Below are 12,957 nucleotides of genomic sequence, written 5' to 3'. Positions count from 1 at the left end.
ACGCTAGGGAATGTCCTGCTCACGCCAGGGAATGTCATGCGGGGTTGGGAATATCGATGAAGGTGTGGCGAATGCCGCACTCCGCGGCCACATGGGCCGCCACCGCCGGCGCACCATAGCGTTCGGACGCGTGGTGGCCGCAGGCGATGTAAGAGACGCCGCATTCGCGGGCGTAGTGCGCCTGTGGCTCAGAAATCTCGCCGGTCACGAACACCTGCGCACCTGCGGCGATGGCCGCTTCAAAATAGCCTTGCGCCCCGCCCGTGCACCAGCCCACGTTGTAAACCGGCCCGCTGTGGCCGGGCACCAGTGTCACCGGCCGGCCCAGCAGGGCTTCGATATGGCCGGCCAGTGCCAGGTCAGATTCCCAGGGAGAGGTGACCGGGCGGCCCAGATGGCCCAGCATCTGTTCGCCAAAGGTGGATTCGGTTTTCAACCCCAGCAACTGGCCGAGTTGCGCGTTGTTGCCTAAAGTGGGGTGCGCGTCCAGTGGCAGGTGGTATGCGAAGAGACTGATGTCGTGCGCCAGCAGCAAGGCTAAGCGCTGGCGCATCCAGCCCGCAATGCGGCCGTCGAAACCCCGCCAGAAAAGACCGTGGTGCACCAGCAGCGCATCCGCACCGGCCTCGATGGCGGCGCGGATGAGGGCTTCGCTGGCAGTGACGCCTGACACCAGATGCCCCACGCCGGCACGCCCTTCCACTTGCAGTCCGTTGTGGCAGTAGTCCTTGAAGCGCTCGGGCTGCAAGAGGGCCGAAAAATTCTGCAAAAGCGTGTCGCGGTCGGTCATGGGGACAGGTCGGGGTGGAGGCATCCCATTTTCTCAGAGACGCTGAGTGCCTCCAGCGTGCTGTCGCAGCCGGTGCCCGCGGCTATCCATCGGGGGGCGGCACGCCGCAAGAGCGCACTCAAGGGGCGCCGTATCCAACGCGCCCGTTGCGGCAGAACAAGCTCCAGCACGCGCCCGGGCTGGGTCACGGCGCCGCAGCGGTAACGGGCCGCTGCGCTGTCCCACACCAATGCCACACAAGCGCCACGGCGTCGCGTACTCAGCAGCATTCCCACGGGGCATGGCTCCGCCAGGCAGCACACGCCACAGCCGTTGCATGCCGCTCCCCACGCCGGCTTGGCGGGCGCCTCAACATGGATATGGATGGTGCGAGAGATGCTGGACAAAACAAATATAGGTTTCGATGATCGGCAGACGACATAAGAGCGCAGTGCTGCCAAAGCTTAGCAGCCTACAATTTGCCCCATACGCACGCACTATGCGCGCCATCTGCAAATACATTCCATGAAAAAACTTTGGTTGCTGTTTTCGCAAACCTGCACGGTGCTGCTGGCTGCCTATTTTGTCGTGGCCACGCTCAAACCGCAGTGGCTGGGGCCAGGCATGGGTTCTTACACCGCAATTTCTCTCTTGGAGTCGCCGGTCAGCGGCGGTGCGGCACCCGCCGGCAGCCTGCGGATGGCGGCACAAAAAGCCTCATCAGCGGTAGTCAGCATCAACACCAGCAAAGTCAGCGCCAAGGGCCCGCATGCCAATGATCCCTGGTTCCGCTTTTTCTATGGGGACCAAAACGAAGAACCCCAAGGCGGACTAGGCAGCGGCGTGATTGTCAGCCCGCAGGGCTACATCCTGACCAACAACCATGTGATCGAAGAGGCCGACGAGATTCAGGTCATCCTGAATGACGGACGCAAGGCGGTGGCCAAGGTCATCGGCACCGACCCCGACAGCGACCTCGCTGTGCTGAAGGTGGAGCTGGACAAGTTGCCGATCATCATCCTAGGTAACTCCGATGCGCTGCAAGTGGGTGACCAAGTATTGGCCATTGGCAACCCCTTTGGGGTGGGGCAAACGGTGACCAGCGGCATCGTCAGCGCGCTGGGGCGCAACCAGCTGGGCATCAATACCTTTGAAAACTTTATCCAGACCGATGCTGCCATCAACCCCGGCAACTCCGGGGGGGCGCTGGTGGACGCGAACGGAAGCCTTCTGGGAATCAATACCGCTATTTATTCGCGCTCCGGCGGCAGCATGGGCATCGGTTTTGCCATTCCGGTGACGACAGCCAAGCAGGTGCTGGAAGACATCGTGCGCGACGGACGGGTGACCCGCGGTTGGATTGGGGTGGAGCCCAACGACCTATCGGCGGAACTGGCAGAAACCTTTGATGTGCGCATCAAAGAGGGCGTGATCATCACGGGCGTGTTGAAAAACGGGCCGGCGGCTATGGCTGGTGTGCGGCCGGGGGATGTGATGGTGAGCATTGGCGGCAAGCCGGTCAGCGATGTCACGCAGCTGTTGGCGGCTGTATCTTCGCTCAAGCCCGGTATTGAAACCGGCGTCGTCGTGCAGCGAAGGTCCAGCACTCTCAAATTGAAACTGGTTCCCGGCGTGCGACCTAGACCCAAAGCGCAGAAAAATTGAACTAGGAGGACGCCGGGCCGTCCTCAGGCGCCTTGGTGTGCTTCAAGAAGAGTTGTGCAGCCCAGATGCCCACCTCATACAACACGCACATGGGAATTGCCAGCGCGAGCTGCGAAACCACGTCAGGCGGGGTGACGACTGCAGCCACCACAAAAGCCAGCACGATGAAGTAGCTCCGAAAATCCTTGAGCTTGGCAATACTGACAATATCCATGCGGGCCAGCACGATCACCACAATCGGAACCTCAAAAGCCAGCCCGAAGGCCAGAAACATGGATAGCACAAAATCAAGATAGGACTCAATGTCGGGGGTCGCGGCAATGCTGGTGGGGGCAAAGCTTTGAATGAACTTGAACACCTGCCCAAACACAAAAAAGTAGCAAAACGCCACCCCCACAAAGAACAGCAGCGTGCTTGACACCACCAGGGGGAGCACCAGCTTTTTCTCGTGGCTGTAGAGGCCCGGTGCCACAAAGGCCCACAGCTGCCACAGCACCACCGGCAGCGCCAGCAAGAATGCGGTCATCAGCATGATCTTGAGCGGCACCAGGAACGGCGAGATGACCGAAGTGGCAATCAACTTGCCGCCCGCCGGCAACGAGGCCACCAAGGGCTGCGCCAGAATGTCGTACAAGCCGGCAGGGCCGGGGTAGAGAGAGAGCAGCACCAGCGCGACACCGACCGCGATGGCCGCCCGGACCAGACGGTCGCGCAACTCCATCAAATGCTGGACGAAAGGCTGCTCGGTGCCGGCAAGCTCGTCTTGCGGTTGATTTTCAGTGGACATGGGAAGGAAATGAGGTGCCGCTCAGCGCACACCGGGTGGACGGAATCGGGCCACGCGTGCGGCGCCGGACAAGGCGCGCGTTCGCACACCATTCCGGGCTTTGTACCACTGCGGCATGGCGCCTTGTTTGATGCGCCAGTTCTTGTTGGGGCGCTTGTAGGCCAGGGGCGGCGTCTCCAGCGGTGCGGTGCTCACCTCTTCCCAGGTTTTTTCAAAGTCGGCCGCAGAGGTCTGGATGGAGCTTTCTACATTGCGGGCCGCGTCTTCCACGGTCTCACGCATTTTTTTGAGCTCTTCCAGATCCATGGAGCGGTTGACCTCGGCCTTGGCATTTGCCACATAGCGCTGCGCCTTGCCGATCCAGCCGCCCACAGTACGGGCCAGGCGAGGCAGTTTTTCCGGTCCGATGACGACCAGCGCCACCGCGCCGATGAGCGCTATCTTCGATATTCCGAGATCAATCACGCAGTGTCAGCTCAGGACTTTTGCTTGGTTTCCACGTCGATCGTGGCTTTTTCAGTGGCATGGGCCACTTGCTGCGCGGGGGCTTCGGGCTTGTCCTCGGCTGCGGGGTCTTTACCGCCGTCTTTCATGCCGTCTTTAAAGCCCTTCACCGCGCCACCCAGATCGGAGCCGATGTTTTTGAGCTTCTTGGTGCCGAAGACCACGACCACGATCAACAGAACAACCAACCAGTGCCAGATAGAAAATGAACCCATGTTGTACTCCTAACGATAAATTGAATTCTAGACTGTGCCCGACTGCCGCTCAGCCGCGCAGCCAGGGGCGGGGACCGCCCATGACATGAAAGTGGAGGTGGTGAACTTCCTGTCCACCTTCAGCACCGGTATTCGTCACCACACGATAACCGCCTTCCGGATACGGGTTGCAGCCCTCCTGCAAAGCCAGGCGAGGCACCAGGGCCATCAGATGCCCCAGCAGTGCTGCATGCCCGGCACCGACCTGCGCCAGGCTCGCGATGTGTGCCTTGGGCACCAGCAAAAAATGCACCGGCGCCCACGGATTGATGTCGTGGAAGGCGTACACCAGCTCGTCCTCATAGACCGCCCTGGACGGGATTTTCTTGGCCACGATCTTGCAGAAAATGCAATCCGGATCGTGGGCGGAGCTGGCATCGTGGGAGGTATCAGAGAGTTGAGACATCGACAAGTTCACTGGTGTGGAAGGGGGCGGAGCACAGGGGTCCGGCTCAGCGGGGTTCGGCATCCCGCGCCACGGCCTTGCGCAAGGCTTTTTCTTCCAGCCCGCTGGTGCCCAGCCGGCGCTCGAGCTCGGCAATCACATCCGCAGGGCTGAGGCCGTAGTGCGACAGCGCCACCATGCTGTGGAACCACAGGTCTGCCATTTCATAAACGATTTTGGCTTTGTCGCCGCCATGGTCGGCGTCCTTGGCGGCCAGCACCACCTCGGTGGCCTCTTCGCCAATCTTCTTCAAAAAGGCGTCCGGGCCCTTATGCAGCAGGCGGGCCACGTAGCTGGCTTCGGGGTCGCCGCCGTTGGCAAGCTTGCGGCTTTCAATCACTGCGGCCAGGCGGGCCAGGGAATCCTGCGAGCTGGAGGTGTCCTGCATGGTGATGGGCGCGTTCATTTGTAAATAGTTACGGGGTCTTTGAGCACGGGGTCCACCTCCTGCCAGGCGCCGTCTTTCAGCACGCTGTAAAAACAGCTGTGCCGGCCGGTGTGGCAGGCAATGCCGGGCTCGTGCCCGCGCTGGGTGACTTGGAGGAGGATGACATCACTGTCGCAGTCCATGCGGATTTCATGAACATCCTGCACATGGCCCGATTCTTCGCCCTTGTACCAGAGCTTATCTCGGGAGCGGCTGAAATACACCGCGCGCCCCAGTTCTACGGTTTTGTGCAGGGCTTCGCGGTTCATCCAGGCAAACATCAGCACGTCACCCGTACCCCGCTCCTGCGCAATCACCGGCACCAGGCCCTTGCTGTCCCAGCGGATGTGCTTGAGCCAACCGGAGGGCGGGCTGGCAGTTGGGGAGGTGGTGGTGTCCATTTGCTATCTTTTTGGAAGCTACTCGCGCAATAGGCATGCGCACTAGCAGCCGAAAATTCTTAAATTCTGACCGGAATGCCCCGCTCTGCCATGCGCGTCTTGGCCTGGCCTACGGTGTACTCGCCGTAGTGGAAGATGCTAGCCGCCAGCACCGCATCGGCTCCGCCTTGCTGTACGCCGTCGGCCAGATGGTCGAGGTTGCCCACGCCGCCGCTGGCAATTACCGGCACGCTCACCGCGTCCGCTACGGCGCGGGTGAGCGCGAGGTCGAAGCCGCTTTTGGTGCCATCGCGGTCCATGCTGGTGAGCAAAATCTCGCCGGCGCCGCGGCGCGCCATCTCAGAGGCCCAGGCCACTGCATCCAAACCCGTGTTTTTGCGTCCGCCGTGGCTGTAAACATCCCACCCGGGACCGCGGCTCAGCGCGTCTTCGACAGAACGCCTCTTGGCGTCGATGGCCACCACAATACACTGCGCGCCGTATTTGAGCGAGGCGTCTTCAATTACCTGCGGGTTGGCTATAGCAGCGGAGTTGAAGCTGGTCTTGTCGGCGCCCGCGTTGAGCAGGCGGCGCACATCGTCCACCGTGCGTACCCCGCCACCCACTGTGAGCGGAATAAATACCTGCGAAGCCACAGCCTCGATGATGTGGAGAATCAGATCGCGCCCGTCACTGGTGGCGGTGATGTCCAGAAAGGTCAGCTCGTCGGCGCCCTGCTCGTTGTAGCGGGCGGCAATCTCGACCGGATCACCAGCGTCGCGCAGCTCGAGAAAGTTCACGCCTTTGACAACGCGCCCGCCGGTCACATCCAGGCAGGGGATGATGCGCTTAGCCAGCATTGCGGGCCCCAAGGTCGCCCACTGCGTGGAACTGCCCGCCCGCCGAGAGGGCCGTGTTTTGCCTGGGGACGACCCGACGGCAAAGCTTGCTCATCCGTTCAGCTCGTCCGCGCGCTGCTGTGCTTTTTCAAAGTCGAGGTCGCCGCTATATATGGCACGGCCGCAGATCACGCCTTCCACGCCCTCGTCTTCTACCGCGCACAGGGCCTCAATGTCGGCCATGCCGGATAGGCCGCCGGAGGCCACAACCGGGATTTTCAGCGCCTGAGCGAGCTTGACTGTGGCGTCGATGTTGAGGCCGGAGAGCATGCCGTCGCGGCCGATGTCGGTGTAGATGATGGACTCGACACCGTAGTCCTCGAACTTCTTGCCCAGGTCCACCACGTCGTGGCGGGTGAGTTTGCTCCAGCCGTCGGTAGCGACTTTGCCGTCGCGCGCGTCCAGCCCGACGATGATGTGGCCGCCGAAGGCGGTGCAGGCGTCTTGCAAAAAGCCGGGGTTTTTGACGGCAGCGGTGCCGATGATGACGTAGCGCAAGCCTGCATCGAGGTAGCGTTCGATAGTGTCGAGGTCGCGGATGCCGCCGCCGAGCTGCACATCAATCTCGCTACCCACCTCTTTGAGGATCTTGCGAATGGCCTGCTCGTTCTTGGGGTGACCGGCAAAGGCGCCATTCAAATCGACCAGATGCAGGCGCCGCGCGCCCTTGTCCACCCAGCTGCGGGCCATGACCGCGGGGTCCTCGCCAAACGTAGTGGATTGGTCCATATCGCCTTGTTTGAGGCGAACGCAGTGGCCGTCTTTGAGGTCAATCGCAGGAATTAAAAGCATGGTGCTTCAGGGTTGGGGACAGAGAGAAGAGTCGCATTGCCAGATGAGTAGGTGTGGCAAGGATAAAAGTTCAGGGGTTCCAGTGCAGGAAGTTACGGTAAAGGGTCAAGCCGTGTTCGGCGCTTTTTTCAGGGTGGAATTGTGTTGCGAAAATATTATCGCGCGCAATGGCACTGGAAAAGTTCGCGCCGTACTCAGTCTCGCCCGCGCTGTGGCGCGCATCTGACGGTCGGGCGTAGTAGCTATGGACAAAGTAGAAGTAGCTTCCGTCGGGCACGTCGTCCCAAACGGGGTGCGGAACGGCACCGGTTTGGCGGACACGGTTCCAGCCCATTTGCGGAACTTTGTAACGGCTGCCATCGGCCTGGTTGCGTCCGGCGAGGTCAAATTTGACGACTTGCCCGGGGATCAGGCCCAAACAGGGCGTGTCCAGCTCCTCCGAGTGGTCGAGCAGCATCTGCATGCCCACACACACGCCCATGAGCGGCTTGTGGGCCGCGGCGTGCATGACGGCGTCGAACATGCCCGAATCGTGCAGCTCGCGCATGCAGTCGCGCATGCCGCCCTGACCCGGCAGCACCACCCGCTCGGCGTCCATCACCTCTTGCGGCGTGCGGGCCCAGACAACGTCGATGCCGCTGCCCCGGGCCACATGCATCACCGCCTGGGTGACAGACCGCAAATTCCCCATGCCGTAATCAACAACGGCCAGCCGTTTCATCAGAGCGAGCCCTTGGTCGAGGGGATGGTTCCTAAGGCACGCGGATCGAGCTCCAGCGCGGCGCGCATCGCGCGGGCAAAAGCCTTGAACACCGTTTCCGCCTGGTGGTGGGCGTTCTCGCCCTTGAGGTTGTCAATATGCAGCGTGACCAACGCGTGGTTCACAAAGCCCTGAAAGAACTCGTGGGTGAGCTGCGTATCAAAGGCGCCGATCATCCCGCTCTTGAAGGGCACGTTCATCTCCAGCCCCGGGCGGCCCGAGAAATCAATCACCACGCGGCTGAGCGCTTCGTCGAGCGGCACATAGGCGTGACCGTAACGGCGCAGGCCCTTTTTATCGCCCACCGCTTTGGCCACCGCCTGGCCGAGAGTGATGCCTACGTCTTCGACGGTGTGGTGTCCGTCGATGTGCAGGTCACCTTGTGCCTCGATGTCGAGGTCCATCAGCCCGTGGCGGGCGATCTGGTCGAGCATGTGGTCAAAGAATCCGATACCGGTGGCCAGGCGGCTCTGGCCGGTGCCGTCCAGGTTGACGCGCACGCGGATGTTGGTTTCCGCAGTTTTGCGGGTCACCTCGGAAATGCGGGCCGCGGCCGGTTCGGCGGGTGTGGCGGAAGAGACGGTAGAAGGTGTCGGGGTCAGCATAGTATTTCCTGCAAGGCCCGAATGAGTCGGGCGTTCTCGGCGGCGGTGCCGACCGTCAAGCGCAAGCAGCCGGCGAGCAATGGATGCATTTTAGAAACGTTCTTGACCAGCACGCCGCGCGCCTTCAGGGCGTCGAAACACTGCTGCGCCGCATCGATGCTGCCGCCCGCCGCGGCCGGGCAGCGCATCAGCACCATGTTGGCGTCGCTGTCCCAGGCCAGTACACCGGGCATAGCGCGCAATGCTTCCAAAAGAATAGCGCGCTGCGCGCATATTTCCTCGGCCTGAGCCGCAAAAGTGTCTTGATACTCGAGCGCAAACAAAGCGCACTCGTAGTTGAGCACGCTGATGTTGTAGGGCGGACGCACTTTGTCAATCTGCGCAACCAGCGCGGCGGGGCCGACCATGTAGCCCAGGCGCACGCCGGCCAGACCGAACTTGCTCAGGGTGCGCAGCAGCAGCACATGGGTATGTTCGGCGGGCCGAGCGCGAATCACGTCCAGGTAGGTGCGGCTGGAAAACGGCTGGTAGGCCTCGTCCACCGCCACGATGCTGTCGGCCTGCTGCGCCGCAGCAATCACGGTGGCCATGTCGCCGGCATCCCATAGATTGGCGGTGGGGTTGTTGGGGTAGGCCAGGTACACGATGGCCGGTTGCCGCTGCGCAATCGCCTGCACCATGGCTGGCACATCCAGGGCAAAGTCGGCGGTGAGCGGCACACCCACAAATTCCAGCCCCTGCAGCTGCGCACTCATCGCGTACATCACAAAGCCCGGCACCGGCGCCAGAACCACAGGACGGCCCCCGCCACCTTGACCCGGTTGCATGGGCCGGCTGCAAGCCAGCGAGAGCAGAGAAATCAGCTCGTCGGAGCCATTGCCCAGCATGATGTCGTACCTGGCCGGCATGCCAGCAAAAGCTGCCAAAGCAGCGCGCAGGTCGTTCACCCGGGCGTCTGGGTAGCGGTGAAGCGCCAGCGCTCCCAGGCGCTTTCCCAATGCCTCCTGCAAAGCGGACGGCAGCGAAAACGGGTTCTCCATGGCGTCGAGCTTGACCATGCCGGAGGCGTCCTGCACCGCGTAGGCGTGCATGTCCTGCACATCCTGCCGGATGCGGCGGGCGATGAGCGCCTGGGTGGCGGCAGTGGAAGAGGGGTCCGTGGGCGTGGTCATGCAAGGAGATTTCAAGAATCAGGACAGAGGCTGGGGCGGGAGCGGGCCTACTCCAATCGCATTTCGGCGGCGCGCGCATGGGCCTGCAGGCCTTCGCCGTGGGCCAGCACCGAGGCAATCTGCCCCAGTGTTTGGGCGCCCTGCTCGCTCACCTCGATCAGGCTGCTGCGTTTTTGGAAGTCGTACACCCCCAGCGGGCTACTGAACCGCGCGGTGCCGCTGGTCGGCAGCACGTGGTTGGGGCCGGCGCAGTAGTCGCCCAGGCTCTCGGAGGTGTAGGCGCCCAAAAAGATAGCTCCGGCGTGGCGCAGCAAGGGCTCCCAGCGGTGCGGGTCGTTGCTGCTCACCTCCAGGTGTTCGGGGGCAATCCGGTTGCTGATCTCGCAGGCCTCTTCCATGCTGCGGGTGTGGATCAGCGCGCCGCGGCCGGTGAGGCTCTTGGCAATGATGTCGGCGCGCGGCATCTCGGGCAGCAGGCGGTTGATGCTTTGCTGCACCTGGGCGATGTAGTCCAAATCGGGGCAAAGCAGGATGCTTTGCGCCAGCTCGTCGTGCTCGGCCTGAGAAAAAAGGTCCATGGCCACCCAGTCGGGCGGCGTGCTGCCATCGGCGAGCACCAGAATCTCGCTGGGACCGGCAATCATGTCGATGCCCACCGTGCCGAACACCCGGCGCTTGGCTGCGGCCACATAGGCGTTGCCCGGGCCGGTGATTTTGTGGACGGCGGGAATGGTTTGCGTGCCATAAGCCAAAGCGGCAACCGCCTGGGCGCCGCCGATGGTGAAGGCCCGGGTTACACCGGCCACATAAGCCGCTGCCAACACCAATGCGTTCTTTTCCACCACCGCACCAGCCGGCCCCGAGCGCGCCGGCGTGGGCACGACCATGATGATTTCCGGCACCCCGGCCACGTGGGCGGGGATGGCGTTCATCAACACAGAAGACGGATACGCTGCCTTACCGCCCGGCACATAGATGCCCACGCGGTCCAGCGGCGTGACCTTCTGGCCCAGCAGGGTGCCGTCTTCGTCGCGGTAGCTCCAGCTCTCGCCGGAGGCCCTTTTTTGTGCCTCGTGGTAGCTGCGCACGCGGCGGGTGGCGGCTTCCAGCGCGTGGCGCTGCGGGGCGGGAATACTCTCAAAGGCGACTTTGAGCTCAGCCTGGGTCAGCTCAAGCGCCTGCACGCTGGGAGCGTTCAGGCCGTCAAAACGCGCGGTGTACTCCAGAACCGCCGCGTCACCGCGCAGACGCACATCAGACAGAATCTCAGCCACGCGTTGCTCGATGGCGGCGTCGGTATCGGCAGACCAATGCAGGCGGGCCTTGAAATCAGCCTCGAAACTGGCGCTAGCGCTTGATAGATGGGCGGGAGCAGCTACAAAAGTCATAGCATTTTCAACCCACTCAAGCGCTCACCGCACCGGCAAAGGCGTCGATGATGCGGCGGATGGGCTCCTGCTTGAGCTTGAGCGCGGCCTGATTGACCACCAGACGGGAGCTGATGTCCATGATGCGCTCCACCTCGACCAGGTGGTTGGCCTTCAGGGTGTTGCCGGTAGACACCAAATCGACAATCGCGTCTGCCAGCCCCACCAGCGGCGCCAGCTCCATGCTGCCGTAGAGCTTGATCAGGTCCACATGAACGCCCTTGCTGGCAAAAAACTCGCGGGCAATCGCTACGTACTTGGTCGCGACCTTGAGGCGCGAGCCCTGCCGCACGGCGGACGTGTAGTCAAAGTCCGAGCGCACGGCCACGCTGATGCGGCACTTGGCAATTCGCAGGTCCAGCGGCTGGTAGAGCCCCTGGCTGCCGTGTTCGAGCAGGGTGTCTTTGCCGGTGATGCCGATGTCGGCCCCGCCGTACTGCACGTAGGTGGGCACATCGGTGGCGCGCACCACCAGCACCCGCACATGGGGATGGTTGGTCTCCAAAATCAGCTTGCGTGATTTCTCAGGATCGTCCAGCACCTCGATGCCGGCAGCCTTGAGCAGGGGCAAGGTTTCTTCAAAAATGCGGCCTTTGGACAGGGCCAGGGTGATCATCTCTGCGCTCATGGCGGGCTCGTGGTTGGGCTCTTGTTGAAAGGCGGGGTGCGCCTCAGTCGGGCTGTGCCGCCCACTCGGCGGGCGTGTAGGTTTTCATGGACAGCGCGTGCACTTCGTCGGTGTGCATGCGGCTGTCCAGCGTCGCATACACCATCTGGTGGCGCTGGATGAGGCGCTTGCCCTCAAACGCGGGCGAGACGATGGTGGCGTACCAGTGGCGGCCGTCGCCCTCTAGGGCGCAGTGGGCGCAGTCAAGGCCTGCGGCAATGAGAGATTGGAGTTGTTCTGCGGTCATAAACGATTAACTGCGGATTTTGTAACCGCTGCGTAGCAAGTGCAGCGCTATCAGGCTCACCGCCAATGTCGCGACACCGACCACCGACAGGCTGAGCCAGGGCGATACGTCACTGACACCAAAGAAACCGTAGCGGAAGCCGTCGATCATGTAGAAAAACGGGTTGAGGTGGCTCACCCCTTGCCAGAAGGGCGGCAGGGAGTGGATGGAGTAAAAAACACCGCTCAAAAAGGTCATCGGCATGACCACAAAATTCTGAAATGCGGCGAGCTGGTCGAACTTTTCAGCCCACAGGCCAGCAATCAGCCCCATGGCGCCCATCAGTGTGGCGCCCAGCACCGCAAACACCACGATCCACAGCGGCCAGGCGTAGTGCATGGGCGCAAAAAACGCCGCCACCACAAACACCCCCAATGCCACCACCAGCCCGCGAATCACCGCCGCCCCGACGTAGGCCACAAACCAGTGCATGTACGAGAGCGGCGTGAGCAGCAGGAAAATCAGGTTGCCCATGACCTTGCTCATGATGAGCGAAGACGAACTGTTGGCAAATGCGTTTTGCAGCAAGCTCATCATGGCCAGCCCGGGAACCAGAAAGGCGGTGTAGCTGACCTGCTCGTACACCTTCACATGGCTCTCCAGCGCGTGGCCGAAAATCAAAAGGTACAGCATCGCAGTCAGCACCGGGCCGGCAATGGTTTGCGCAGCCACTTTCCAGAAGCGCAGCGTTTCTTTGTAAAGCAGGGTTTGCCAGCCGTTCATGCCTGAACCCCGTGTTGGCGCATCACGTCGAGGAAGACGTCCTCGAGATCCGCTTTGCGGATTTCTACATCCTCCACCGCCACACCAGCCTCGCGCACCGCAGCGAGATAGTTCTCAATCTCCAGCGCATTGTGGGCCGGCAACTGCACCACGCGGCCGGTGATGCGCGCGCGCGCAGCCAGCGCGGGGGGCAGCACGCCTTCGGCCTTGAAACGCAGGACGTTGCTGCTGGCCGCCTTGAGCAAGGCGCTGGTTTTGTCCAGGGCCACGATACGACCGGTCTTGAGCATGGCAATGCGCCCGCACAAGGCCTCGGCCTCTTCGAGGTAGTGGGTGGTCAGCAGCACGGTACTGCCTTGCTGGTTCAGCTTGGCCACGAACTGCCACAGGGTCTG

The 12,957-nt window shown here is 62.2% G+C and carries 18 protein-coding genes and 1 pseudogene; 1 reads left to right on the top strand and 18 read right to left on the bottom strand.

The window, feature by feature from the left end:
* Positions 1-34: 34 nt before the first annotated feature.
* Together Q0O05_RS04365 and Q0O05_RS04360 are read right to left on the bottom strand one after the other, a co-directional pair.
* Positions 35-790 (bottom strand): Nif3-like dinuclear metal center hexameric protein, encoded by a 756-nt coding sequence (locus Q0O05_RS04365; protein ID WP_293660672.1) that lies wholly within the window; start codon positions 788-790, stop codon positions 35-37.
* Positions 787-1,176, bottom strand: coding sequence for a hypothetical protein (locus tag Q0O05_RS04360; RefSeq protein ID WP_293660671.1), 390 nt, complete (start codon positions 1,174-1,176; stop codon positions 787-789). Before Q0O05_RS04360 ends, Q0O05_RS04365 begins: the two co-directional genes overlap by 4 nt.
* A gap of 118 nt (positions 1,177-1,294) precedes the next feature.
* Between Q0O05_RS04360 and Q0O05_RS04355 the strand changes: the two genes are divergently transcribed.
* Positions 1,295-2,434: a trypsin-like peptidase domain-containing protein gene (locus Q0O05_RS04355; RefSeq protein ID WP_293660670.1), complete on the top strand. Its 1,140-nt coding sequence runs from the start codon at positions 1,295-1,297 to the stop codon at positions 2,432-2,434.
* Position 2,435: 1 nt separating this feature from the next.
* Here Q0O05_RS04355 and tatC read toward each other — a convergent pair whose 3' ends face one another.
* From tatC to Q0O05_RS04275, 16 genes and pseudogenes are all read right to left on the bottom strand, one after another.
* The gene (gene tatC / locus Q0O05_RS04350) at positions 2,436-3,221 is read right to left on the bottom strand and encodes a twin-arginine translocase subunit TatC (RefSeq protein ID WP_293660669.1); all 786 of its coding nucleotides are present in this window, start codon (positions 3,219-3,221) and stop codon (positions 2,436-2,438) included.
* Positions 3,222-3,242: 21 nt separating this feature from the next.
* On the bottom strand, positions 3,243-3,686 hold the full coding sequence (gene tatB, locus Q0O05_RS04345) for a Sec-independent protein translocase protein TatB (protein WP_293660668.1): 444 nt from the start codon (positions 3,684-3,686) through the stop codon (positions 3,243-3,245).
* An 11-nt stretch (positions 3,687-3,697) separates the two neighbouring features.
* Positions 3,698-3,940 (bottom strand): Sec-independent protein translocase subunit TatA, encoded by a 243-nt coding sequence (tatA, locus tag Q0O05_RS04340; protein ID WP_293660667.1) that lies wholly within the window; start codon positions 3,938-3,940, stop codon positions 3,698-3,700.
* A 49-nt stretch (positions 3,941-3,989) separates the two neighbouring features.
* On the bottom strand, positions 3,990-4,385 hold the full coding sequence (locus Q0O05_RS04335) for a histidine triad nucleotide-binding protein (RefSeq protein WP_293660666.1): 396 nt from the start codon (positions 4,383-4,385) through the stop codon (positions 3,990-3,992).
* Between the two features lie 46 nt (positions 4,386-4,431).
* On the bottom strand, positions 4,432-4,818 hold the full coding sequence (locus Q0O05_RS04330; protein ID WP_293660687.1) for a phosphoribosyl-ATP diphosphatase: 387 nt from the start codon (positions 4,816-4,818) through the stop codon (positions 4,432-4,434).
* 8 nt (positions 4,819-4,826) lie between these two features.
* Entirely contained in the window at positions 4,827-5,252 is a 426-nt protein-coding gene (hisI, locus tag Q0O05_RS04325; RefSeq protein WP_293660665.1) for a phosphoribosyl-AMP cyclohydrolase, read from the bottom strand.
* Positions 5,253-5,311: 59 nt separating this feature from the next.
* A complete protein-coding gene (gene hisF, locus Q0O05_RS04320; RefSeq protein ID WP_293660664.1) occupies positions 5,312-6,091 on the bottom strand; it encodes an imidazole glycerol phosphate synthase subunit HisF in 780 nt (259 codons plus the stop codon).
* A 90-nt stretch (positions 6,092-6,181) separates the two neighbouring features.
* Complete coding sequence (gene hisA / locus Q0O05_RS04315; protein WP_293660663.1) at positions 6,182-6,922, bottom strand: 1-(5-phosphoribosyl)-5-[(5-phosphoribosylamino)methylideneamino]imidazole-4-carboxamide isomerase; 741 nt, start codon at positions 6,920-6,922, stop codon at positions 6,182-6,184.
* 70 nt (positions 6,923-6,992) lie between these two features.
* The gene (gene hisH / locus Q0O05_RS04310) at positions 6,993-7,643 is read right to left on the bottom strand and encodes an imidazole glycerol phosphate synthase subunit HisH (RefSeq protein WP_293660662.1); all 651 of its coding nucleotides are present in this window, start codon (positions 7,641-7,643) and stop codon (positions 6,993-6,995) included.
* Entirely contained in the window at positions 7,643-8,287 is a 645-nt protein-coding gene (hisB, locus tag Q0O05_RS04305; protein WP_293660661.1) for an imidazoleglycerol-phosphate dehydratase HisB, read from the bottom strand. The genes hisH and hisB overlap by 1 nt, the downstream gene beginning before the upstream one ends.
* Positions 8,281-9,459 (bottom strand): histidinol-phosphate transaminase, encoded by a 1,179-nt coding sequence (hisC, locus tag Q0O05_RS04300; RefSeq protein ID WP_293660660.1) that lies wholly within the window; start codon positions 9,457-9,459, stop codon positions 8,281-8,283. The genes hisB and hisC overlap by 7 nt, the downstream gene beginning before the upstream one ends.
* 47 nt (positions 9,460-9,506) lie before the next feature.
* Complete coding sequence (gene hisD / locus Q0O05_RS04295; protein ID WP_293660659.1) at positions 9,507-10,847, bottom strand: histidinol dehydrogenase; 1,341 nt, start codon at positions 10,845-10,847, stop codon at positions 9,507-9,509.
* A 16-nt stretch (positions 10,848-10,863) separates the two neighbouring features.
* Positions 10,864-11,502, bottom strand: coding sequence for an ATP phosphoribosyltransferase (gene hisG, locus Q0O05_RS04290; RefSeq protein ID WP_293660686.1), 639 nt, complete (start codon positions 11,500-11,502; stop codon positions 10,864-10,866).
* 55 nt (positions 11,503-11,557) lie between these two features.
* Positions 11,558-11,800, bottom strand: a complete 243-nt coding sequence (locus tag Q0O05_RS04285) for a BolA family protein (RefSeq protein ID WP_293660658.1) — start codon at positions 11,798-11,800, stop codon at positions 11,558-11,560.
* A 6-nt stretch (positions 11,801-11,806) separates the two neighbouring features.
* Positions 11,807-12,562: an ABC transporter permease gene (locus tag Q0O05_RS04280; protein ID WP_293660657.1), complete on the bottom strand. Its 756-nt coding sequence runs from the start codon at positions 12,560-12,562 to the stop codon at positions 11,807-11,809.
* Positions 12,559-12,957 (bottom strand): annotated as a pseudogene (locus Q0O05_RS04275) (ABC transporter ATP-binding protein); the annotation flags it as partial. The gene Q0O05_RS04280 and the pseudogene Q0O05_RS04275, both read right to left, overlap by 4 nt.

The sequence above is a fragment of the Rhodoferax sp. OV413 genome (genome assembly GCF_945881795.1).
In the GTDB taxonomy this organism is placed as follows: domain Bacteria; phylum Pseudomonadota; class Gammaproteobacteria; order Burkholderiales; family Burkholderiaceae_C; genus Allorhodoferax.
This window is presented reverse-complemented; position numbering and strand designations above follow the sequence as displayed.